20 protein-coding genes, 1 tRNA gene and 1 pseudogene are annotated in these 21,485 nt (G+C 61.3%); 9 read left to right on the top strand and 13 right to left on the bottom strand.

The features are described 5' to 3' along the window. The first annotated feature begins 175 nt into the window (after positions 1–175). Positions 176–922: an energy transducer TonB gene (locus tag AC1Q6Y_RS05605; RefSeq protein ID WP_090457694.1), complete on the top strand. Its 747-nt coding sequence runs from the start codon at positions 176–178 to the stop codon at positions 920–922. Beyond that, positions 915–1,367, top strand: coding sequence for a ribosomal protein S18-alanine N-acetyltransferase (gene rimI, locus AC1Q6Y_RS05600; protein WP_007981794.1), 453 nt, complete (start codon positions 915–917; stop codon positions 1,365–1,367). Before AC1Q6Y_RS05605 ends, rimI begins: the two co-directional genes overlap by 8 nt. A gap of 101 nt (positions 1,368–1,468) precedes the next feature. On the opposite strand, the gene AC1Q6Y_RS05595 is transcribed toward rimI, so the two are convergent. Beyond that, positions 1,469–1,873 carry a serine kinase/phosphatase gene (locus tag AC1Q6Y_RS05595; protein ID WP_340312895.1) on the bottom strand — a complete coding sequence of 135 codons (405 nt, stop codon included), beginning with the start codon at positions 1,871–1,873 and terminating at the stop codon, positions 1,469–1,471. 169 nt (positions 1,874–2,042) lie between these two features. Here AC1Q6Y_RS05595 and can point away from each other — a divergent pair, with 169 nt between their 5' ends. Further along, entirely contained in the window at positions 2,043–2,687 is a 645-nt protein-coding gene (gene can, locus AC1Q6Y_RS05590) for a carbonate dehydratase (RefSeq protein WP_057713295.1), read from the top strand. Positions 2,688–2,693: 6 nt separating this feature from the next. On the opposite strand, the gene AC1Q6Y_RS05585 is transcribed toward can, so the two are convergent. The 3 genes from AC1Q6Y_RS05585 to AC1Q6Y_RS05575 all read right to left on the bottom strand — a co-directional run bounded on the left by AC1Q6Y_RS05585 (position 2,694) and on the right by AC1Q6Y_RS05575 (position 6,203). Then, positions 2,694–3,218, bottom strand: coding sequence for an SET domain-containing protein (locus tag AC1Q6Y_RS05585; protein WP_492624132.1), 525 nt, complete (start codon positions 3,216–3,218; stop codon positions 2,694–2,696). Between the two features lie 144 nt (positions 3,219–3,362). Further along, complete coding sequence (locus AC1Q6Y_RS05580) at positions 3,363–4,535, bottom strand: hypothetical protein (RefSeq protein ID WP_492624131.1); 1,173 nt, start codon at positions 4,533–4,535, stop codon at positions 3,363–3,365. Between the two features lie 249 nt (positions 4,536–4,784). Continuing rightward, a complete protein-coding gene (locus AC1Q6Y_RS05575; RefSeq protein WP_492624130.1) occupies positions 4,785–6,203 on the bottom strand; it encodes a short-chain fatty acid transporter in 1,419 nt (472 codons plus the stop codon). Positions 6,204–6,406: 203 nt separating this feature from the next. Between AC1Q6Y_RS05575 and AC1Q6Y_RS05570 the strand changes: the two genes are divergently transcribed. The 4 genes and pseudogenes from AC1Q6Y_RS05570 (at position 6,407) to AC1Q6Y_RS05555 (ending at position 9,921) form a co-directional block, all read left to right on the top strand. Then, positions 6,407–7,717, top strand: coding sequence for an MFS transporter (locus tag AC1Q6Y_RS05570; RefSeq protein WP_492624129.1), 1,311 nt, complete (start codon positions 6,407–6,409; stop codon positions 7,715–7,717). 118 nt (positions 7,718–7,835) lie between these two features. Beyond that, positions 7,836–8,564: pseudogene (locus tag AC1Q6Y_RS05565) on the top strand (PAS domain-containing protein); the annotation flags it as partial. Beyond that, positions 8,544–9,152 carry a methyl-accepting chemotaxis protein gene (locus AC1Q6Y_RS05560; protein WP_235863968.1) on the top strand — a complete coding sequence of 203 codons (609 nt, stop codon included), beginning with the start codon at positions 8,544–8,546 and terminating at the stop codon, positions 9,150–9,152. The pseudogene AC1Q6Y_RS05565 and the gene AC1Q6Y_RS05560, both read left to right, overlap by 21 nt. Positions 9,153–9,321: 169 nt before the next feature. Continuing rightward, positions 9,322–9,921 carry a flavin reductase family protein gene (locus tag AC1Q6Y_RS05555; protein ID WP_492587657.1) on the top strand — a complete coding sequence of 200 codons (600 nt, stop codon included), beginning with the start codon at positions 9,322–9,324 and terminating at the stop codon, positions 9,919–9,921. Between the two features lie 12 nt (positions 9,922–9,933). Here the strand turns inward: AC1Q6Y_RS05555 and AC1Q6Y_RS05550 are convergent, their stop codons facing one another. Both AC1Q6Y_RS05550 and AC1Q6Y_RS05545 read right to left on the bottom strand, forming a co-directional pair. Beyond that, positions 9,934–10,302, bottom strand: coding sequence for a cupin domain-containing protein (locus AC1Q6Y_RS05550; protein WP_090457996.1), 369 nt, complete (start codon positions 10,300–10,302; stop codon positions 9,934–9,936). Between the two features lie 75 nt (positions 10,303–10,377). Next, complete coding sequence (locus AC1Q6Y_RS05545) at positions 10,378–11,187, bottom strand: AraC family transcriptional regulator (protein ID WP_154947814.1); 810 nt, start codon at positions 11,185–11,187, stop codon at positions 10,378–10,380. 166 nt (positions 11,188–11,353) lie between these two features. Here AC1Q6Y_RS05545 and ddlA point away from each other — a divergent pair, with 166 nt between their 5' ends. Next, the gene (gene ddlA / locus AC1Q6Y_RS05540) at positions 11,354–12,448 is read left to right on the top strand and encodes a D-alanine--D-alanine ligase (protein ID WP_492624128.1); all 1,095 of its coding nucleotides are present in this window, start codon (positions 11,354–11,356) and stop codon (positions 12,446–12,448) included. Positions 12,449–12,525: 77 nt separating this feature from the next. On the opposite strand, the gene ggt is transcribed toward ddlA, so the two are convergent. After that, complete coding sequence (gene ggt / locus AC1Q6Y_RS05535; protein ID WP_492624127.1) at positions 12,526–14,358, bottom strand: gamma-glutamyltransferase; 1,833 nt, start codon at positions 14,356–14,358, stop codon at positions 12,526–12,528. 166 nt (positions 14,359–14,524) lie between these two features. Between ggt and AC1Q6Y_RS05530 the strand changes: the two genes are divergently transcribed. After that, positions 14,525–15,634 carry a DUF2817 domain-containing protein gene (locus tag AC1Q6Y_RS05530; RefSeq protein ID WP_492624126.1) on the top strand — a complete coding sequence of 370 codons (1,110 nt, stop codon included), beginning with the start codon at positions 14,525–14,527 and terminating at the stop codon, positions 15,632–15,634. A 98-nt stretch (positions 15,635–15,732) separates the two neighbouring features. On the opposite strand, the gene AC1Q6Y_RS05525 is transcribed toward AC1Q6Y_RS05530, so the two are convergent. The 6 genes from AC1Q6Y_RS05525 to AC1Q6Y_RS05500 all read right to left on the bottom strand — a co-directional run bounded on the left by AC1Q6Y_RS05525 (position 15,733) and on the right by AC1Q6Y_RS05500 (position 21,346). Next, positions 15,733–15,809 (bottom strand) — tRNA-Met (locus AC1Q6Y_RS05525). An 87-nt stretch (positions 15,810–15,896) separates the two neighbouring features. Further along, a complete protein-coding gene (locus AC1Q6Y_RS05520; RefSeq protein WP_492624125.1) occupies positions 15,897–17,351 on the bottom strand; it encodes an amidase in 1,455 nt (484 codons plus the stop codon). A 60-nt stretch (positions 17,352–17,411) separates the two neighbouring features. Continuing rightward, entirely contained in the window at positions 17,412–18,458 is a 1,047-nt protein-coding gene (locus AC1Q6Y_RS05515; protein ID WP_154947311.1) for an ABC transporter substrate-binding protein, read from the bottom strand. A 27-nt stretch (positions 18,459–18,485) separates the two neighbouring features. Further along, the gene (locus tag AC1Q6Y_RS05510; RefSeq protein WP_057713307.1) at positions 18,486–19,292 is read right to left on the bottom strand and encodes an ABC transporter permease; all 807 of its coding nucleotides are present in this window, start codon (positions 19,290–19,292) and stop codon (positions 18,486–18,488) included. After that, positions 19,292–20,212, bottom strand: a complete 921-nt coding sequence (locus AC1Q6Y_RS05505) for an ABC transporter permease (protein ID WP_007981819.1) — start codon at positions 20,210–20,212, stop codon at positions 19,292–19,294. Before AC1Q6Y_RS05505 ends, AC1Q6Y_RS05510 begins: the two co-directional genes overlap by 1 nt. Before the next feature lie 15 nt (positions 20,213–20,227). Further along, on the bottom strand, positions 20,228–21,346 hold the full coding sequence (locus AC1Q6Y_RS05500) for an ABC transporter ATP-binding protein (RefSeq protein ID WP_407516673.1): 1,119 nt from the start codon (positions 21,344–21,346) through the stop codon (positions 20,228–20,230). Between the last annotated feature and the right edge of the window lie 139 nt (positions 21,347–21,485).

Genomic DNA, 21,485 nt, shown 5'->3' with positions numbered 1-21,485 from the left:
CATCGGGGGCAATGCGATTCACTCTCGGGACGGACTGTCGCCTTCTTTTCGGTAAGGTGCATCGATCAACTGCGGGCGATCTTCAGCGAACGGCGGTAGAATCAGCGCACTTTAGTTATCCACAAGTGGCCGACCTTTGCTTATCGAGTCCCGTCGTCGCGCTTATCTGGCCGCCATGCAGGTGGTCAACTGGCTGCCGCGCACCGAATTGCCCTTTGCCGCGCCGTCGCGGCCCGAGCTGCTGGAGATTCCCGAGCCGGTTGTGGTCGCGCCTGTCGTGCCCGCTGTTGTGGCCGATACGCCCGTGGCGCCTGTGGTCAAGCCGGCCGAGCGGGTGAAGATCGAGGTGCCACGGCCATCGCTGGCCAGCACCCGCACCGGCGCGAAACCGGTGGAAGAGGCCGAAGAGACGCCAGCCGTGGTCAAGGCACCCATCGTGCCGCCCCCGCGTTTCGCCCTGCAATTATTGCGGGCCGGGCGTTGCCTGCTGCTGGTGGAGTTACCCACAGGTGAATCCTTCCAGACTCGCGATCCTGCCTACCTGCTGCTCAAGGACATGCTGCGCGCGGCAGGTCTGCCGGACAGCCCGCAGATCGTCGGTGAGCCGGTGCGTTGGCCGCTGTTGGTGCGTGGCACGATGGATCAGGGCCCGGAAGCGGCCCGCGACTTCGTGCAAGGTTTTCTCTCGGTGCGCATGGAAGAAACGCCCTGCGCCTGCTTGTGGCTGATCGGCTTGCCTGCGGTGCGATTTGCCGGCGAAGCGGATGCCGAGGCGTTCAATCGCGAATTGCAGATCGAAGGCCTGGGCTCGGCCTGGGCGGTGCCGGGCCTGGAATTATTAATGGAAGAGCCACAGCGTAAGGCTGATGTCTGGCAAGCCATGCGTCGGCTGATGGCGCGCTGGAAAGAATCGAATGAGTGACGCTGTATCGTTTCGCCCGATGACCGAGGCGGACCTGGAAGCTGTACTGAAAATCGAATATGCGGCCTATAGCCATCCCTGGACCCGCGGGATTTTCCTCGATGGCCTGGGCAAGTATCAGATCTGGCTGATGTTCGAAGGTCAGCAACAGGTCGGCCACGGTGTGGTGCAGATCATCCTCGACGAGGCGCACCTGCTCAACATTACGGTCAAGCCGGAAAACCAGGGGCGTGGCCTGGGGCTGACATTGCTTGAGCATTTGATGTCGATCGCCTACAAGGCAGACGCCCGGGAGTGTTTCCTGGAAGTGCGCGACAGCAATACCGCGGCGTTCAAGCTGTATGAACGCTATGGCTTCAACGAAATCGGCCGGCGTCGGGATTACTACCCGGCAGTGGGCGGGCGCGAAGATGCGGTGGTCATGGCCTGCACTTTGGTGGATTGAGCCTCAAAAGCTTCGCGAGCAAGCCCGCTCCCACATTTGGAATGCATTCCCCCTGTGGGAGCGGGCTTGCTCGCGAAGGCGGCTGAACAGGCACTAAAAAATTATCGCTTGCCGTCCATCGGATCGCGCTGAGCCAGTTCAGCCTCATCCAGGCCATTGCCACCGCCGATCTCGTCCTCGTCGACGATGCTCAGGTCCCAATCCGCACGGCTATCATTGCCCGCCTCGTGGGCATCCCGGGCGCCGTCCTCGCGGATCAGGGTTTCCGGGCTCAGATCGTCATCGGTAGGTTGATGGTCACCGGTCGCGGCAGCGGTCAGGCCCGCTTCACTTCCGCGCTTGCGCGGCAGCAGTTGCTCGCGCTCCTTTTCCGGCAGTTCGTCACCGATTCTGGTGCCGGGTTCTTCTTCGTCGAAATCCAACTCACGCACCGAGCCCATGCGGTCTTCGTTGTCATCGACGGGTTCCGGTTGCACCGCATCGTACGGACGTCGTGAATCATTCATGGCAATTCCTCATACTGTAGTCCCTACTACGGTTGACCCCCGTGGCTACCGAGAATTCCACCGGCATGGAGCCCCGTATTCCGAATCAGGAGAGCATCTGCATTTTCGCGCGTGACCCCGACGGACGGTTGTCAGTCAAAGCTGCGCATCATTCTTGAGGCTTCAAAGCATGAACGAATTACAAGATCTGATTGATAACAACGAGCGTTGGGCCGCTGCGATCAAGGAGGAAGATCCTGACTTCTTCGCCAAGCTGGCTCGCCAACAGACCCCAGAGTTCCTGTGGATCGGTTGTTCCGACGCCCGGGTGCCGGCCAACGAGATCGTCGGCATGCTGCCGGGCGATCTGTTCGTACACCGTAATGTGGCCAACGTCGTGCTGCACACCGACCTCAACTGCCTGTCGGTGATTCAGTACGCGGTCGATGTACTGAAGGTCAAACACATCCTTGTCACCGGCCATTATGGCTGCGGCGGTGTGCGCGCTTCGATGCAGGATCGCCAGTTCGGCCTGATCGACGGCTGGCTGCGTTCGATTCGCGATCTCTACTACGAGAAGCGCGAAGAGCTGGCCAAACTGGCCACCGAAGAGGAACAGGTCGACCGCCTCTGCGAACTCAACGTGATTCAGCAAGTGGCCAACGTCGCCCATACCAGCATTGTGCAAAATGCCTGGCACCGCGGGCAGAGCCTGTCGGTCCACGGTTGCATCTACGGCATCAAGGACGGTCGCTGGAAAAGCCTGAACACTACCATCAGCGGCTTCGAGCAACTGCCGCCGCAGTACCGCCTGCGTCCGGTCGACCCTCAGTAATACCCGTCAATAATGATGTTGCCGACGCCAGCGTTGCAGAAACGCCTGGCCGTCGGCGTTTGGCGATTCGTCGTAGCCGGTAATCCAGCCACGGCACTCGTATGAGCCGCACTGGCAGGCAAATTGGCGTTGCAGTTTGTCTTCGGTGGCGGCGAAGTCCATGGTCAGCCAGTCCCCCTTGCTGATGTCCTTCAGCGCCCATATCCACAACTCGCTCAAGTCCAGAAAGACATTGGGGTCGCAGGAGTGTCGCAACAGTCCGCAGAAGCGCGGGTCGTAGACGTGTATGCCCGGGGCGAGCTGGCGGGTATGCCGGCAGCGGTAGGGCAGCAAATGCCCCGACGCCCGGCAGATACGGGTGATTCGCGGGAATTCGCGCCGTGCGGCAATACCCGTGGCTTCGCCCTTGGCGTTTTCAATGATTTCGAAGTCGGCCAGGGAAGGAAATCCCAGGTGAACGGGCAGCTCCGAAAAGGGGTAAACACCTTGCGGCGGTTGTGGGCGTTTTCGTTGAGGGGCGTGAGCTTTCATAACAATCCCTGTCTGCTGGGTGCTGCGACTTCCTTGCACCGACGGTCCTGTCAGCACAGCAGCACATGGGTTCAGCCCAAGCCTCTCGCAGATACCACGGGCGGTCTACTGTCATAAGTGACAGATTTTTCGCCGTTCATCGGGTTACAACGGCGGAGCAGGTTTCGCCGTGGCTGGCGCCGGAGCCTTGAGCTGCTTGAGCTGGGACACGATCGAAGCTGTCGCGCATTTGCCCACAGCCTGTTGGGGCGACAGGTTGCGGATCGAGGTGTAGAACAGCTCGCAGGTTTTTTCTTTCTGGGCCACTTGCCAGGTTTGCCTGCAGGTATTGAGCTCAACGTCCGGATTGCTGTCCGGTTGGCGGCCCATGGCGGCCTGCCAGCACGCAGCACTCAAATCCTGACCCATGACTTTCAGACCTGCCGCATCGGCCTTGGCCTGGGCGTCACTGCCGGTGTAGCTTGCCGGATCGGCGGCATACCAAATGTAGCTCGGATGGTTGGAGCCCAGCACGGGGACTTTCACGCCGTTGTCCGGGGTGATCTGGACCAGGCCCAACACGTTCACCGTCTGCCCGTATTGCTCTTTGATCCAGTTACGCACCGGTGCGCCGAAGGCGACCATCGGCAGGGCTGCGCCGCTGGCGTTCAGGCTGACTTCCTTGACCATGGTGGTCTGGTAATCCTTGAAGTAGCCGTAGACGCCTTCGAGGTCTTTGCCCGCGTTGGACGGCGCGGCAATCGGGGCGATGTCGATGATTGTCTGGTAGCCCGGCGTCTGCCCGGCCGGGATGCCGTTGGCAGTAAGCAGCGTGGCCCAGCGATCCGTAGTGGCGGACCTCAGGTAATCCTGGGCCTGGGTCAGCGAATAGTCTGGCGGGAAGTGCAGCAGTTCGACGCTTTTGCGGTTTTCCAGGGCCATGCCCAACGGCAGGAACAGGTACCAGCTATACGCCCACTTGCCATCGGCATTCAGTTTGCTGGCGCCGTTATAGGCCAGGTCACCGGCGTCGAGCAGCGCGGCCAGAGGCTTTTCATAGCCGTTGGGTACGCCGCTGATTTCGGCGTAAAGCTGATTGTTATCGGTCTTGATCAGAACCTTCGCCCCGGTGTAGCCATCACGCTGCACGCTTTGGGTCAGGTAATGCTCGACGGTCTGTTCAAGTGTCCAGTTGCGAAAGCAGATCACGTTGCAGTTGTTGGGATAGGCGAAGAGACGGGTAACGCGTTCGGTACTGCCCAGTTTCAGGGCGACATCGGCGTGGGCAGCGGCGCTCAGGGTGAGGGCCGCGAGAGTCAGTCCTGTAAGTTTTAGCATGCTCAGATCCTTTTCAGCGTGGTTTCCCGTTGGCGTGGGTGCTACATACTGAAACCGCAGGCGGCGGTTGGTCTAGAGGGGGGAGGTAAAAAGCTGTCAGGCAACGTGCATTCTTAATGTGGGAGAAACCACAGTGGGAGCGGGTTTGCTCGCGATGGCGTCGGCACATTCAGTATCAATATGTCAGTGACATTGTCATCGCGAGCAAGCTCGCTCCCACAGGGTTCTATGTCATCACCACCATTTGGGTCACGGCATCACCGGCGGCGTATACGTCAGCGTCGTGCCCAGTGCCCACAGCAAAAACAGCACCAGTGGCGTGTGCACCAGCAACTGCACGAACGAGAAGCCGATCAGGTCCCGCGCCTTCAACCCCAGTACGCCCAGCAGCGGCAGCATGTAGAACGGGTTGATCAGGTTCGGCAAGGCTTCGGCAGCGTTGTAGATCTGTACGGCCCAGCCCAGGTGATAGTTCAGGTCATTGGCCACCTGCATCACGTACGGCGCTTCGATGATCCACTTGCCGCCGCCGGACGGAATGAAGAAGCCGAGGATCGCCGAGTACACCCCCATCAGCAGGGCATAGGTGTCGTGGGAGGCAATGCTGACGAAAAAGGTCGAGATGTGGTGCGCCAGGGTCTGCGCATCGGCACCCTTGACCGTAGTCATCAGTGCGGCGATCGAGCCGTACAGCGGGAACTGGATCAACACACCGGTGGTGGTCGGTACCGCACGGGACACGGCATCCAGAAAGCTGCGCGGACGCCAGTGCAGCAGCGCACCCAGCATGATGAACAGGAAGTTGTAGGTGTTCAGCCCGGAAATCGCGCTGATGGCCGGTTTGGTCGAGAACTCATGGAACAGCCATCCGGCTGCCAGCAGCACCAGCAGAATCGTCAGCAGCGGGCTGTGTTCCAGCCATTCGCCGGGGCGGGTGCGTGGTTGCAGCGGTGGCAGGTTGAAGCTTGGGTCGATCCCGCAGGCGTTGGCGTCTCGTGCGGAGTTCGGGCCGGGGGCGGTGGCGTATGCAACGATCAGTGAAACGATGATCAGAGCCAGCAACATCACACCGGACTGCCAAAGAAAGATCGTCTGGGTGAAAGGGATCACCCCGGTGATCGACAGGATCGACGGCGGCAGGCTGGCCGGGTTGGCCTGCAATTGCGCAGCGGACGATGACAGGCCCAGGGCCCAAACCGCGCCGAGACCCAGGTAGACAGCGGCACCGGCGGCGCGATAGTCCATCTTCAGATCGGTTCTGCGGGCCAGAGCGCGCACCAGCAAACCGCCGAACACCAGCGACAGACCCCAGTTCAGCAGTGAAGCAACCATGGAAATCAGCGCCACCCAGGCCACGGCGGAGCGGCCGTTTTTCGGGATTTTCGCCAGGCGGTCGATCAGCTTCACCGCCGGTGGCGAACTGGCGACCACGTAACCACCGATTACCACGAACGCCATCTGCATGGTGAACGGGATCAGGCTCCAGAAGCCGTCACCGAACGCCACCGCGGCATCGGCGGGCTTGGCACCCATCGCCATGGTGGCCAGGGCCACGATAATCACCGCCAGGGCAGCAAACACCCAAGAGTCGGGAAACCAGCGTTCGGCAAAACTTGAACAGCGCAGGGCAAAGCGGGCGGAGCGGCTATCTTCGATATCAGCGGCCACGGGAGGGTACCTCGGATTTATTATGTTTGTAGTGGTCTTCGGGGCAGTAACCGCCCGTCTGGACAGGCGCCAACATTAATTCAAGCCGAGGACTTTTGCGGGGCTGTTTCGTGGCTATGGGACTTTGGTCTAACGGGTTGTCCGCCGGTGCATTTGCGTAGACCATGGGCGCCTTGGTTTTTGCCTGTGCCAGAGTTCTTTACATGACTAACACCGATTCGCGCCCGAAGCCGTTCAGCCGCTCGGACTACAAGACCCTGGGGCTCGCCGCTCTCGGCGGGGCGCTGGAAATCTACGACTTCATCATCTTCGTGTTTTTCGCCCTGACCCTCAGCCAGTTGTTCTTCCCGCCGGAAATGCCCGAGTGGCTTCGATTACTGCAAAGCTTCGGGATCTTCGTCACCGGTTACCTGGCGCGACCGTTGGGGGGCATCCTGATGGCGCACTTCGCCGACCGTCTGGGGCGAAAGAAAGTCTTCAGCCTGAGCATCCTGATGATGGCGTTGCCCTGTCTGCTGATCGGGATCATGCCGACCTACGCGCAAATCGGCTATTTCGCACCCTTGCTGCTGTTGGCCCTGCGCATCCTCCAGGGCGCGGCGGTGGGCGGTGAGGTACCCAGCGCCTGGGTATTCGTCGCCGAGCACGCACCCATTGCCCACCGCGGCTATGCCTTGGGCTTCTTGCAGGCGGGGCTGACCTTCGGCTATTTGATCGGGGCATTGACCGCGACCTTCCTGGCGCAGGCGTTCACTGCGGCGGAAATCCTCGATTACGCCTGGCGTTACCCGTTTCTGCTCGGCGGCGTGTTTGGGGTGATTGGCGTGTGGCTGCGTCGCTGGCTCAGCGAAACCCCAGTATTCACGGCCATGCAGGCGCAGCGCGAGGCAGCCGGCGAACTGCCGCTGCGTACGGTCTTGCGCGAGCATCGCCTGGCCATTTTGCCGGCGATGATTCTCACTTGTGTGCTGACCTCGGCCGTGGTGGTGTTCGTGGTCATCACCCCGACCATGATGCAGAAAACCTTTGGCATGACCGCCAGCCATACCTTCGCCTTGAGCGCACTGGGCATCGTGTTCTTGAACATCGGCTGCGTGCTCGCCGGGCTGCTGGTCGATCGCATCGGCGCCTGGCGCACGGTGATGCTCTATAGCCTGCTGCTGCCGCTGGGCATCGGCGTGCTGTATGCCTGCCTGATCATGGGCGGCGACTGGATCGGCCTGGCCTACGCGGTGGCCGGGCTGTCCTGCGGGGTAGTTGGCGCGGTGCCATCGGTGATGGTCAGCCTGTTCCCGGCGCGGATTCGCGTTTCGGGGATCTCGTTCACCTACAACATTGCCTATGCCGCATGGGCGAGTGTCACACCGCTGTTGTTGATCGGTCTGATGCCATGGAGCCCATGGATCTGCGTGATGTTCAGTGCGGTGATGGGCGCGGTGGGCATGGGCAGTGCGGCGTACTTCGGTGCGCGGATGCCGAGAATCGCAGGCTGTCCTGCGGCTGGCGCGTATTGATCGGGCATGTCGTAACTATTTTTTGTAGGACAAGCCTGAAGCACGCTTAAGAAAATGTTTCCAAGGCCGATGGTTAGGCTGCATATCGCTTTCTACCCCTGTCCATCGGTGCTTTCTCATGTTCAATAAACGCTTGAAGCAGGAGCTGTCGGCTCTTCGTGAAGAACTCTCCAGCCTCCAGCAAGTGAAGGAAAGTCTGGAAAGCGAAATGCTGGTGCTGACCCTCGACAGCAACGGGCGGGTTCAGTCGGTCAACCAGAACTTCCTTGGCGAAATGCATTACAAGAGCGGCGACCTGATTGGCCGACACATCGACGATCTGGTCCCGGATCAAGTGAAATCCGATGAATTCCAGCTGCGCTTCAAGAACGCGTTGACCCGTGGCGAGCACTTCGCCGGCGCAGTGCGTCTGTTGCGCGGTACCGGCCAGGAAGCGTGGTTGCGTTCGATCCTGCAACCGGTGCGCTCGGCGGACGGGCGGATCAAGTGTTTTTCGATCTTTTCCAGCGACCTGACCCGCACCATCGAGGCCTCCCGCGAACACGAGAACCTGATCGGCGCGCTGGTGCGCTCCACGGCGGTGATCGAATTCGACCTCAACGGCAACGTGCTGACCGCCAACGACCGCTTCCTCAGCGGTATGGGTTACAGCCTGGCGCAGATCAAGGGCAAGCATCACCGCACCTTCTGCCTGCCGGAAGAATACAACAGTGACGCATACCATAACTTCTGGCGTCGCCTGAATGCGGGCGAGTACGTGGCCGACCGTTTCAAACGTGTCGACAGCCATGGTCGTGCGGTCTGGCTTGAGGCGTCCTACAACCCGGTGGCCGATGCCAACAATAATCTCTACAAGGTGGTGAAGTTCGCCACGGTGATTACCGATCAGGTCAATCAGGAGCAAGCCGTCGCCGAGGCGGCCAACATCGCCTACAGCACCTCGCAGCAAACCGACCAAAGCGCTCAGCGCGGCAACGCCGTGGTGACCCAGGCCGTGGACGTGATGCGCAACCTGGCCAGGCATATGCAAACCGCCGGCGATGGCATCGAAGCGCTGAACGAGCAGTCGCTGGTGATCGGTACCATTGTCAAAACCATCAGCGGCATTGCCGAGCAGACCAACCTGCTGGCGCTCAACGCGGCCATCGAAGCGGCCCGTGCGGGCGAGCAGGGGCGGGGGTTCGCCGTGGTGGCTGATGAGGTCCGGCAACTGGCTTCGCGCACCAGCCAGGCCACCGACGAAATCGTCCTCGTGGTGCGGCAGAACCAGGACATGGCGCGCAACGCCGTAGCGCTGATGTCCGACGGCAAGCTTCAGGCCGAGCAGGGCCTGGCACTGGCGGCGGAAGCGGGTACGGTGATTGTCGAGATCCAGGACGGCGCGCAGAAAGTGGTCAACGCGGTGGGGCAGTTTGCCAATCAACTCACCAACTGACCTGAGATCAGCTCTTGGTGGGAGCGGGCTTGCTCCGGGCGGCGTTCCGACGAAAGCGGTGTGTCATTCAACCCAGCGGTGACTGAATTGACGCCTTCGCGAGCAAGCCCGCTCCCACAGGGTTACGTGGGCGCTACAATCGGCTCTTTTCCCCCAGGAGCAGACTTCCATGAGCGTTCCCCACCGCCGTCCGGTTCCCTTGTCCAAGGCCTATCGTCTGCTCAATCATGGCCCGACCGTGCTGGTCAGCGCCGCCCACGATGGCCAGCGCAATATCATGGCGGCAGCCTGGGCCATGCCGCTGGATTTCGAACCACCGAAAATTGCCGTGGTGCTGGACAAGTCCACCTGGACTCGCCAGTTACTGGAAGCCTCGGGCACGTTTGTGCTGAACGTGCCGTGCGCTGCACAGGCCGACATTGTGCAGACCGTCGGTTCGACCTCCGGCCTGGAGTTGACCCAGGGCCAGGGGCGCGACAAGTTTGAGACCTACGATCTACAGACGTTCACCGGCCAGTCGGTTGATGCGCCGATGCTCGAAGGCTGCGTGGCCTGGCTGGAATGTCGCCTGTTGCCGGAGCCGAACAACCACCAGCAGTACGATCTGTTCCTGGCTGAAGTGATTGCCGCCCAGGCTGACGAGCGCGTGTTCAGCGAAGGCCGCTGGCACTTCGAAGGGCAAGACGCCTTGCGCACCTTGCACCACGTGGCGGGCGGGCACTTCTTGACCATTGGTGATCCAGTGGACGGCAAGACCTTGCAGGCGTGAGGCGGCCAGCGCTCAAATCCAGACATCATTCTCGGCCGTGCGCTCGCCACCTTCGCGGCCGGTATTGAGCACGCCCTTGGGTTCGATCAGCAGGAGTTTTACCTCCTGCCCCGCGCTGGGTTTGTGCTCGACGCCTTTGGGCACCACATACATCTCCCCGGCGTTCACCAGCACATGGCCATCGCGAAAGTCGATACGTAACTGGCCTTCCAGAACGATGAAGGTTTCGTCGGTATCGAAGTGGTCGTGCCAGATGAAATCCCCCAGCAGCTTCACCACCTTGAACTGGTAGTCGTTCATTTCGGCGATGACCCGGGGCGACCAGTGCGAATCGATCCGGGTGAGCTTTTCCGCGAAGTTCAGGCTTTCGTAGGCGTTCATCATGGGGCTCTCGTGGTTGATCCTGGGCCACGATAGCCAGCAATTCGACGCGATTCTTGAACGATTGTGCGTGGCTCAGCGCCGCTGCAGGTTCAGCCAGCGGGCCGGTGGCAAGCCGTAGGTTTTGCTGAATTGCCGAGTCATGTGGCTCTGGTCGGTGAAGCCGGCGATCAGCGCGGCGCTGACCAGTGTCTGCCCCTGAGTCAGCAGCGCGCGGACCATGTCCAGGCGTCGCATGGTCAGGTAGCGATAGGGACTGGTACCGAACAACAGGCGAAAATCCCGGGACAGGCTCCAGCGATCCCGGCCACTGTGTTGCGCCAGCTCATCGAGTGTCACGGTGCGATCGAGGGCGCTGTGGATGTATTCCCGCGCGCGCTGCGCGGCCACGTAATCGAAACCCGAGCGTTTGGCTGTCACACCGGAAACCGTGCTCAAGGCCTGCGCCAGATCGAACAGCGCATCCTGTTCTTCCAGTGGATCGAGCGGGCAATCAAGGCTGCGCAGCAAGGCTCCCGTGGCGGCAAACAGGCGGGGGTCGTTCGACAGTCCGGTCTTGATGAACGGCAGCGGTTGGCCGCCGAGCATCTGCTGGATCAGCGCCGGTTCGATGTACATCATCCGGTACTGGAAACCGGACTCGGTGCCGGCCTCGCCATCGTGGGCTTCGTCCGGGTGCAGCACGATCGTTGCGCCTGGCTGGCTGTGACGCCAGCCACCGCGATACTGAAAGCTCTGCACCCCGGCCAGGGTGTGGCCGATGGCATAGGTGTCGTGGCGGTGAAGATCGTAGCCATGGCCGGCAAAAAACGCCTCGAAACGCTGTAGCCCGCCGACATCGGGCGCGCGATGGAACCAGTCATTGCGAGGCGGGTACTTGGCCATGGTGATGATTGTCTTGAGCTCGATACGCAACACGGTAACCCAGTCAGCGACTCCCTGTCTTCTGATCGCAAGGCGACAGGTACGCTAGAAAACCAAGGGCAAATACTGCACTGTGTGGCGCATTCTCTGCAGGTCGTTTTTTCTATTCGTCAGGTGAGGCCAGGTCATGAGCAAGCTGCGCGTGGGGATCATTTTCGGGGGCCGTTCGGCTGAGCATGAGGTGTCGCTGCAATCGGCGAAAAACATCGTCGATGCGCTGGACCGTTCACGCTTCGAACCGGTGCTGATCGGCATCGACAAACAAGGCCACTGGCACCTCAACGATCCTTCGGATTTTTTGCTGAATCAGGAAAATCCGGCGCTGATCGCCCTCAACCAGTCCAACCGCGAACTGGCCGTGGTGCCGGGTAAGGCCAGTCAGCAACTGGTGGAAACTTCCAGCCAGGAAATGCTCGGCCACGTCGATGTGATCTTCCCGATTGTCCACGGCACCCTCGGTGAAGACGGTTGCCTGCAAGGCTTGCTGCGCATGGCCGATCTGCCGTTTGTCGGCTCCGATGTGCTCGGCTCGGCCGTGTGCATGGACAAGGACATCAGCAAGCGCCTGCTGCGCGATGCCGGCCTGGCCGTGACGCCGTTCGTGACATTGACCCGCGCCTCGGCGGCGCGCACCGGGTTTGCCGAGGTGCGGGGCAAGTTGGGTTTGCCGCTGTTCGTCAAACCGGCGAATCAGGGCTCTTCCGTGGGCGTGAGCAAGGTCACCGATGAGGCTGAGTACAGTGCAGCGGTGGAGCTGGCCTTGAGTTTCGATACCAAGGTGTTGATCGAATCTGCCGTCAGCGGCCGCGAGATTGAATGCGCAGTGCTCGGCAATGAGGACGCCATCGCCAGTGGCTGCGGCGAGATCGTGGTGCGCAGCGGGTTCTATTCCTACGACAGCAAGTACATCGACGACACGGCTGCTGAAGTGGTGGTGCCGGCCAATATCAGCGTCGAGGCCAGCGAGCGCATTCGCGCTCTGGCCGTCGAAGCGTTCCAGATACTGGGCTGCTCCGGCCTGGCTCGCGTCGACGTGTTCCTGACCGACAGCGGCGAAGTGCTGATCAACGAAATCAACTCGCTGCCCGGCTTCACCCGCATCAGCATGTACCCGAAACTGTGGCAGGCCACCGGCATGACCTACAGCGAGTTGGTGACGCGACTGATCGAGCTGGCGCTGGAAAAGCACCAGGTTCGGCAGGGGTTGAAGATCAGTCGATAAATGCGCTGCTGATTTTCGCTTGTTCGTAAACAAAAGGGCCTACCCACCGGTAAGCCCTTTCTCGTTCCGCGTGGGACTCAATCCCCCAACGCTTGTCCCTCACGTCGCGGATCGGCTCCGCCTGTCAGCGACGCTTTGCCTTGGGCGTCCTTGACCCGAACAATCGCCTGGGTCCCGCTGGTCATGTCGATCTCGCTCACGCTGTGCCCTTTGTCTTTCAGCGCCTGAATCAGCGTCGGGCTGAACTGCCCCTGTTCCAGTTCGGTCGGGCCGTTGCGGCTGCCGAAGTTGGGCAGGTTGATGGCGGCTTGGGCATCGAGGTTCCAGTCGAGCAGGCCGATGGTGGATTTGGCCACGTATTCGATGATTTGCGAGCCGCCGGGGGAACCGACGGTGGCGAGGAATTCGCCGCTCTGGCGGTCGAAGACCAGGGTTGGGGCCATGGACGAACGCGGGCGTTTGCCGGGCTCGACGCGGTTGGCGACTTTTTGCCCGTTTTCCTCGGGAATGAACGAGAAGTCGGTCATCTCGTTGTTGAGCATGAAACCCTGAACCATGATGTGCGAGCCGAACGCCGACTCGATGGTGGTGGTCATCGACACGGCGCCACCCGCGTCATCGACGGCCACCACTTGCGAGGTGGAAATCCGCAGCGGCGAACGGTCCGGCGCATAGGCCACGCGGATGCCCGGCGGAGTGCCGTGTTTGGCCGTGCCCATGCTGCGTTCACCAATCAGGGCGGCGCGGCTGGCGAGGTAGGACGGGTCGACCAGGCCCTTGACCGGCACGGGGACGAAGTCTGTATCGGCTAAGTATTGAGCGCGGTCGGCGTAGGCCAGGCGTTCGGCCTCAGAGATCAGGTGCACGGCTTGCGGGTCGGGTTCGATGCCGGCCGGGGCCGTGGTCTTGACCGGTTGCAGCGGTGCCAGCGCCAGGCGTTTATCGCGGGTCTCCAGGGCTTGCAGCGTGCCGAGGATCTGCGCCACGGCGATCCCGCCCGACGACGGTGGCGGCATGCCGCAGACCTGCCAGCGCTTGTAGTCGGTGCACAGCGGCGCGCGCTCCTTGGCCTGGTAGTTGGCGAGGTCGGTCAGGGACAGGCTACCGGGGTTGGCGTGCCCCTGCACCTTGGCCGCGATTTCCTCGGCGACCGGGCCTTTGTACAGGGCATCCGGGCCTTCATGGGCAATGCGTTTGAACACGGCGGCCAGTGCCGGGTTCTTCAAGTTTGTGCCGACGGCTTTTGGGCTGCCATCGGCATTGCGAAAGTAAGCCATCATTTCCGGCGAGCGAGGCATGGACGAATCCGCAGCGATCAACCGGTGCAGGCGTGGCGAAATGGCGAAGCCTTGTTCGGCGAGCTGGATGGCCGGTTCAAACAGCTGCGCCCAGGGCAGGCGTCCGTGTTTTTGATGGGCCAGTTCCAGGGCGCGCAGCACGCCGGGTGTGCCCACCGAACGACCGCCAATCTGCGCCTGGGTGAACCCCATCGGTTGTCCGTTGGCTTGCAGGAAAAGCTTTTCGGTGGCGCCGGCCGGGGCGGTTTCACGTCCGTCGTAGGTGCGCACGGCCTTGCCATCCCAGAGGACGATCAATGCGCCGCCGCCGATGCCCGAAGACTGTGGCTCGACTAGCGTCAACACGGCTTGCATCGCAATCGCCGCGTCGATGGCCGAGCCGCCCCGGCGCAGCATCTCCCGCCCGGCTTCGGCCGCCAGCGGATTGGCCGCCGCTGCCATGTATTTGTCGGCATGTTGAGTTTTCAGGTCGGTGCGGAACCCGGAAGCGCTTTCCGGAGCGAGCGGCAGCGTCGGCACCGAAGCGTTGTGGCACGCGGCCAGGGTCAAGGCACTGGCGAGCAGAACCAGGGTTGGCAGGCGATAGCGGCGCAATGGAAAGGTTGAGAACACGTGGGGTACTCCGTCCGTTGGATCTACGATCAGTGGACTTTATCGACCGACCGGGAGGGACGCAAACCGGGTCCCATGGCGCTGAAGTTTTTATCCTTCATCAATAGCGGGATTTTCTGTAGGGTCGTTGCCAACAGGCAGGCCGGAAAATCAACAAGAGGCAGACATGCAAACCGAGTTCCCCACCCAGTCCAGCTATCGCACCCAGCGTGCACAGTTCCTGGCCGCCGCGACCACGGCAGGCGCAACGCTGACGGAGTATCCACACCCGCTCAAGGGGCCGTTTGGTGAGTCCCTGAGCACGGATGTGGCGGTATTGGGTGATCCGGGCGCCAAGCGCCTGTTGATCGCGCTGAGCGGCACCCACGGAGTCGAAGGCTTCTACGGCTCGGGTTGCCAGATCAAATGGCTGCAGGAGTTGGGCAAGCGCTCCCTGCCAGCGGATGTCGCCGTGGTCATGATCCATGCCATCAACCCTTGGGGCATGGCATGGTTGCGCCGGGTCAACGAAGACAACATCGACCTGAACCGCAATCACCTGGATTTCCAGCGACCGCTGCCAGACAACCAGGCCTATGATGCCCTGCATGAAGTCTATGCCTGCCCACAGTTGCAAGGTCCGGAGCGTGATCGTGCCGATGCCTTGCTCGACGAACAGATTCGCCTGCACGGCTGGCCGGCAGTCATGTCGATTGTCGAGGGCGGTCAGCATGCTCACCCCGACGGTCTGTTTTTCGGCGGGCTGGCGCCGAGCTGGTCGAACCGCACGTTGCACAAGATCGTGCAAATGCACGTAGCCCATGCCGAGGTCGCCATGTGTTTCGACTTGCACACGGGCGCTGGCGAATACGGTCATCCGATGTTGTTGACCATCACCGAGTCCGCCTATCCGGCGCTGGCGGATGCGCAGGCGATTTATGGCCCATGGCTCTACAGCCTGCAAACCGGTGCCGATACCCTGAGCGAAACCGGCGTGGCGGCAACGGCCACCGGCTATACCTCGCAGGCATTGATCGATGCGCTGCCGCAGGTACGGCTGATGCCGTTTGTCATTGAGTGTGGGACTTACCCGGGGCCGGACGTTCACCGGCATCTGCGCGATGATCACTGGCTGCATTTGCATGGCAACCCGAGCGACGCAACGGGGCGCGGGATCAAGTTGAATCTGCTGGAGCAGTTCTATCCGGCGGATAGCGATTGGCAGGCGATGGTCTGGTTGCGCACGTGGCAGATCTGGGAGCGGGCGTTGTCGGCATTGCCGACCATTGGCGTCTGATCGATGCGCGCATGCGGTTGAGGATTTCCTGCAACCGCAGCGTACTTTTTCAAGGCATAAAAAAACGGCCTACCTTTCGGTAAGCCGTTTTTAGTACTTGGTGGCTACACAGGGACTTGAACCCCGGACCCCAGCATTATGAATGCTATGCTCTAACCAACTGAGCTATGTAGCCAAGTGGCGCGCATTATTCACCGGTAACGGGGATGCGTCAAGCATAAATCTAAAATATTTCTCTGCGCTTTCAACCGTTTATCAAAATCTATCCTCTGAGCAGCGGTGAAGGGCAGCGCTGGAACCAGCGGCTGGCCTGTTCGTAGGCGTGGGCCAGTTGCAGGACAGCGAAGTCGGCCTGGTGTCTGCCGATGATCTGCAGGCCCATGGGCAGGCCGCTGGCGTTGAAGCCAACCTGTACGTTGGCTACCGGGCAACCGGACAAGGTGCCGGGAATCACCACCTCCATCCAGCGGTGATAGGTGTCCATGGTCACGCCTTCGATGGTGGTGGGCCACGGTTGGGTTTTATCGAAGGGGAACACCTGGGCGCTGGGCAGCAGCAGGTAGTCGTATTTTTCGAACAACCTGGAGATCGCCCGATACCAGTCGCTGCGCGTCACCGAGGCGGCAAACACGTCGGTGGCCGAGAGTTTCAGGCCGTTTTCCACTTCCCAGCAGGCTTCCGGTTTCAACAGCGCACGTTTTTGCGGGTCGGCATAGGTCGCGCCCAACGAGCCGGCGACCATCCAGTGGCGCAATGTCCGCCAACTGCTCCACAGCTTCTCTGGCGCGAATCCGGATTGAACGGGCTCGATGTGGCAACCCAGGCTTTCGAAATCGGCAAAGGCCTTTTCACACAGCGAGAGGATGTCTTTTTCCATCGGCAGGTAGCCGTTGAAGTCGCCGAGCCAGCCCAGACGCGTGCCTTTGAAGTCCCGATCCAGCGGTGCCGCAAAGGCGCTGCCAGACTCGGCAATCGACAGCGGCGCCCGCGCATCGGCCCCCGCCTGCACCGACAGCAGCAACGCCGCATCGCGCACGCTGCGAGCCATGGGGCCTTCGTAGCCGAGTTGGTCGATAAACAGGTCGGCACTGTCATCGAAGGGCACGCGGCCCTGGGACGGACGGAACCCGAAGATATTGTTGAAGGCGGCCGGGTTGCGCAGCGAGCCCATCATGTCGCTGCCGTCGGCCACCGGCACCAGGTGCATCGCCAGCGCCGCCGCCGCACCGCCGCTGCTGCCGCCAGCGGTCTTGCTCGGGTCGTAGGCGCAACCGGTCGCGCCGAACAGCGGGTTATAGCTTTGCGAACCGAGGCCGAATTCCGGGGTATTGCTCTTGCCGATGATGATCGCGCCCGCCGCTTTGATTCGCTCGACCATGATGCCGTCGCGCTCGGGGATGAAGTCCTTGTACAGCGGCGAACCCAGCGTGGTGCGGATGCCACGGGTCAGGGACAAGTCCTTGATGGCGTGGGGCAGGCCGTGCATCCAGCCACGGTATTGACCTTTCGCCAGTTCGGCGTCGCGGATATCGGCCTGGGCCAGCAGGTCTTGCGGCGCTTGCAGGCTCACCAGTGCATTGACCTTCGGGTTGAAGCGTTCGATATGGGCAAGATAAGTCTGCATCACTTCCCGGCAGGAAACCTGGCGCAGGCGGATGCGTTCGGCGAGCTCGTGGGCCTGCAACAGGACCAGTTCGCTGATGTTATTAGAGTTCATTGCAAGCGGCCTTTCAGACGGCTGGAAAAACGCCCCGTCATCGCGTCGGGGCGGTAGAGATCAACGCATCAGGTTGGTCCAGAGACGGTCGGCCAGGCGGATCGCGCCTTCGCCGCAGGTCTTGCTGAACACCACCTGGGTGCCTTCGGGAATGTGCAGTTCCGGGGCGTTTTTGAGGCCCGCATCGAGGAACGGCTCCACACCCTTGATCGGGCTCTGGTGCTTGAGGAAGTTCTGGGTCATCGCCGCGTTTTCAGGCTGGCTGAGGAACGCGATGAAGGCCTTGGCGTTTGCCGGGTTCTTGCTGCCGGTCGGGATGACCATGTTGTCGACCCAGGCCAGCACACCTTCTTTCGGGTACAGGTATTTCAGGCTCGGTTTCATCTCCCGGGCGCGCATCGACGAGCCGCCCCAGAAGGTCGACATGTCGATTTCACCGGAGGCGAGGTTTTCGCGGATCGAACCGGCCTTGGAACTGTAGGTTTTGACGAAGGGTTTCTGCGCCTTGAGCAAGGTCAGAATCTGCTGCATCTGTTTCGGGTCTTCGCTGCACAGTGGAATGTTCAGATACAGGCTGGCCATGTCCACCACGTCGCTGACCGAGTCGAACATGTTGATTCGTCCTTGCAGCTCGGCCGGTGGCTCGTAAAGCACCTTGAGGCTGTCGGTAGGGCCCTTATAGCGCTCGGTGTTGAGCACCACGCTGGTGGTGCCCCAGATGAACGGCACGGAATAGGCACCTTCCGGGTCCCAGGTGGGTTTTTTCAGGTTGTCGACGACGCTGGCGTAGTAGGGCTGGTTGACCGGGTCGAAGCGCTCCAGCAGTTTTTCCTTGATCAGGATCGGCACGAACTGGTGCGAGGGGATCGCCACGTCATAACCGGCACCGCCCTGTTTCAATTTGGCCAGCAGGGTTTCGTTGGAATCGTAGGAGTCGACTGTAACTTCGATGCCAGTCTGCTTCTGGAACTTGGCGAGAATCTCCGGCGAAAAGTAGCCGCTCCAGCTCACCACGTTGAGTTTTTCCGCGGCCTGAACGCTGCCGACCATGGTCAGCGGTAAAGTCAGGAACAACGAAGTGCCGATGCTTTTAATCCACTTGCTCATGCTATTTCCCCACAGTACGTAGAAGGTTCAGGTTTTCTTTTTGCCCAGCAGATAAGAGAGCGTGACGAACAGCACCGAGACGCCCAGGATCAGGGTCGAGACAGCGTTGACGTCCGGTGTCACACCCATGCGCAACAGGCCGAAGATGAAGATCGGCAAGGTGGTGGTGCCGGCCTGGGAGACCATCATCGAGATCACGAAGTTATCCAGCGACACGATGAAGGCCAGCATCAACCCGGAGAAAATCCCCGGCATCAGCAGCGGCAACGTGACCTTGCGAAAGGTCCGCCACGGGCCGGCATAGAGGTCGGCCGAGGCTTGTTCCAGGGACAGGTCCATGTCGTTCAGGCGTGCCCGTATCGGCAGAAAGGCGAACGGGATACAGAACACCGTGTGCGCGATGATCAGGTTGCCGTAGCCCAGGGACAGACCGATGGTGGAGAACAGCGCGAGGGTGGCGACGCCGACCACGATTTCCGGCAGCACCAGGGGCAACATGATCGCGCCCATGGACAATTGCAGGCCCTTGAACTTCGCACCCCGTGAAGTGCCGAGAGCGGCGAGGGTGGCGATGGCCGTGGCGACCATGCTGGCGCAGACCGCGATCAACAGGCTGTTGCCAGCCGCCTGGCGCAGGGCCTGGTTGGCGAAGGCCGCGCGATACCAGTCGAAGCTGAAACCGGTCCACACCGTGGCCGACTGGTTGGCATTGAACGAAAACACCACCAGCACCACGATCGGCGCGTAGAGGTACAGGTAGAACAGGAAACTGAAACCGCCGAAGCCGGGGAAGTCCTGCACCCCCAGCGTGTTGCGTTTGAACAGGCCGATCATCACGCACCTCCTTTGGCGATGCGCTGGCGCTCGGCACGCAAGGCATAAACCGTCAGTACCAACATCACCGCCGCCATCAGCACCAGCGACAGGGCCGCACCGAAAGGCCAGTTACGCGCATCGCTGAACTGGCGGAAGATCAGGTTGCCGAGCATCATTCGCGTGCCGCCACCGAGCAGTTCCGGAGCGATCATCGCGCCCAGGCAAGGCACGAAAGTGAGGATGGCGCCGGCGAGAATTCCCGGTTTGGCAATCGGCAACACCACCTTGCGCAAGGTTCGAACGCGTCCGGCGTAGAGGTCTTGAGCGGCTTCGAGCAGGCGGATGTCCATTTTTTCCAGGGTGGCGTAGATCGGCAGCACGACGAAGGGCGCATAGGTATAAACCAGCCCCAGCAGCACCGCGCCGTCGGTGTAGAGCAGTTGCAGCGGCTGGTCGATGACCCCGAGGCCCATCAGGCTGTTGTTGATCACCCCGGTGTTGCGCAGCAGCAGAATCCAGGCGTAGGTGCGGATCAACAGGTTGGCCCAGAACGGCACGGTGATCAGGAAGATCAGCAAGCCACGGCGATGGGCCGGTTGCATGGCCAGCCATACCGCCACCGGAAAACCGATCAACAGGGTGATGAGCGTGGTCAGCCCGGCGATGCCGATGGAGCGCAGGGCAATGATCAGGTAGGAGTCGGCGAAGGCCAGGCTGTCGTCCAGTTGCCGCTCGAACAGCAGCGAGGTGTAGGCGTCACTGCTGAATACCTTGTTCACCCCGCCATAGGGGTTGGCCTCCATCAGCGAGTAACCGATGACGATCAGGATCGGCACGATCAGAAACAGGCCGATGGCGATCAGCGCGGGGCTGACACCGAGAAAGCTCTGGAAGGCCCGCCGACGTTCCAGTGTGTTGGCAATCGGTAAAGCGTGCATGGCAATTCCTCGTGCTCAATCGTGCAGGACGCTGGCGCTGCCCTGGTCGAACAACAGACCGGCCTGACTGCCGACGGCGAAGCGTTTGCTCTGGTCGACGCAGTTGGGGGTGCGCACGGTGAGGCGTGAACCGTCGCTCAGGCTGACCTGGTATTGCAGGTCGGTGCCGAGGTAGATCTGCGCTTCGATCCGGCACGGCAGAGCGTTCTCAGTGGTGGCTGGCACCAGATGCAAACGCTCGGGGCGCACGGACAATGCGACGTTGGCACCGACTCGCACATCGCTGCATGGCTGTGCAGGCAATGGATGACCGGCCGGACCGGCGAACCAGGCGAGGCCGTCTGCAACGCGGGTGACCGTACTTTCGATGAAGTTGGTTTCACCGATGAAGTCCGCCACGAAGCGATTGCGCGGGCGTTCGTAGATGTCTTCCGGACGACCGACCTGCTGCACCTCGCCTTCGGACAACACGGCGATACGGTCGGACATGGTCAGGGCTTCTTCCTGGTCGTGGGTGACGAAGATGAAGGTGATGCCGGTGCGCGCCTGAATGGTTTTCAGCTCTTCGCGCATGGCCTGGCGCAGCTTGAGGTCCAGCGCCGAGAGCGGTTCGTCGAGCAGCAAGACCTTGGGATGCGGCGCCAATGCACGAGCGAGGGCGACACGCTGTTGCTGACCGCCAGACAGTTGCGCTGGCTTGCGGTTGGCAAAGCGCTCCATCTGCACCAGGGCGAGCATCTCGCGCACCCGTTCGGCCAATTGCGTTTTGTCCAGGACTTTGCCCATCGGGTGGGACTCAAGGCCGAAGGCCAGGTTCTCGGCGATGGTCATGTGCGGGAACAGCGCGTAATGCTGGAACACCGTGTTGACCGGGCGCTGGAAGGGCGGGCGGTCGGCGATGTTTTCGCCGTAGAGCAGAATTTCGCCTTCGGTAGGGAATTCGAACCCGGCGATCATCCGCAGGAGCGTGGTTTTGCCGCAGCCCGAAGGGCCGAGAAGGGTGAAGAACTCGTTGTCGCGAATGTCCAGGTCGATGCTTTTGAGCGCCACCGGGCCAGTCTTTGGATCACCGTAGACTTTGCGCACTGAGCGGATGGACACCGCCAGCGTTTGCAGCGAATGCAGGGCATTCATGCGTTACCTCCGATTCCCCCATCGCCTGCGCACGTGCTGAAAACAGCTGTGTCGTCGGGCCATGGATATTATTTTTCTGGGCAGGATCGAGATTGCGTTCGGGTGTTGTAACCAGCTGTTTTGTTGTTCTGCTGTGGAT

It is taken from the genome of Pseudomonas sp. GW823-FHT06E10 (assembly GCF_058794995.1).
The sequence above is the reverse complement of the archived record's forward strand: the minus strand, read 5'-3'. Positions and strand labels throughout refer to the sequence as shown.

Coding starts and splice junctions, on each gene's coding strand:
- AC1Q6Y_RS05500 (WP_407516673.1), bottom strand. CDS start 21,346: ATGAATGCCCTGCATTCGCTGCAAACGCTGGCGGTGTCCATCCGCTCA.
- AC1Q6Y_RS05550 (WP_090457996.1), bottom strand. CDS start 10,302: ATGAACGCCTACGAAAGCCTGAACTTCGCGGAAAAGCTCACCCGGATC.
- AC1Q6Y_RS05510 (WP_057713307.1), bottom strand. CDS start 19,292: ATGATCGGCCTGTTCAAACGCAACACGCTGGGGGTGCAGGACTTCCCC.
- AC1Q6Y_RS05580 (WP_492624131.1), bottom strand. CDS start 4,535: ATGCTAAAACTTACAGGACTGACTCTCGCGGCCCTCACCCTGAGCGCC.
- AC1Q6Y_RS05570 (WP_492624129.1), top strand. CDS start 6,407: ATGACTAACACCGATTCGCGCCCGAAGCCGTTCAGCCGCTCGGACTAC.
- rimI (WP_007981794.1), top strand. CDS start 915: ATGAGTGACGCTGTATCGTTTCGCCCGATGACCGAGGCGGACCTGGAA.
- AC1Q6Y_RS05555 (WP_492587657.1), top strand. CDS start 9,322: ATGAGCGTTCCCCACCGCCGTCCGGTTCCCTTGTCCAAGGCCTATCGT.
- AC1Q6Y_RS05505 (WP_007981819.1), bottom strand. CDS start 20,212: ATGCACGCTTTACCGATTGCCAACACACTGGAACGTCGGCGGGCCTTC.
- AC1Q6Y_RS05520 (WP_492624125.1), bottom strand. CDS start 17,351: ATGAACTCTAATAACATCAGCGAACTGGTCCTGTTGCAGGCCCACGAG.
- AC1Q6Y_RS05545 (WP_154947814.1), bottom strand. CDS start 11,187: ATGGCCAAGTACCCGCCTCGCAATGACTGGTTCCATCGCGCGCCCGAT.
- AC1Q6Y_RS05585 (WP_492624132.1), bottom strand. CDS start 3,218: ATGAAAGCTCACGCCCCTCAACGAAAACGCCCACAACCGCCGCAAGGT.
- can (WP_057713295.1), top strand. CDS start 2,043: ATGAACGAATTACAAGATCTGATTGATAACAACGAGCGTTGGGCCGCT.
- AC1Q6Y_RS05530 (WP_492624126.1), top strand. CDS start 14,525: ATGCAAACCGAGTTCCCCACCCAGTCCAGCTATCGCACCCAGCGTGCA.
- AC1Q6Y_RS05605 (WP_090457694.1), top strand. CDS start 176: ATGCAGGTGGTCAACTGGCTGCCGCGCACCGAATTGCCCTTTGCCGCG.
- AC1Q6Y_RS05595 (WP_340312895.1), bottom strand. CDS start 1,873: ATGAATGATTCACGACGTCCGTACGATGCGGTGCAACCGGAACCCGTC.
- AC1Q6Y_RS05515 (WP_154947311.1), bottom strand. CDS start 18,458: ATGAGCAAGTGGATTAAAAGCATCGGCACTTCGTTGTTCCTGACTTTA.
- ddlA (WP_492624128.1), top strand. CDS start 11,354: ATGAGCAAGCTGCGCGTGGGGATCATTTTCGGGGGCCGTTCGGCTGAG.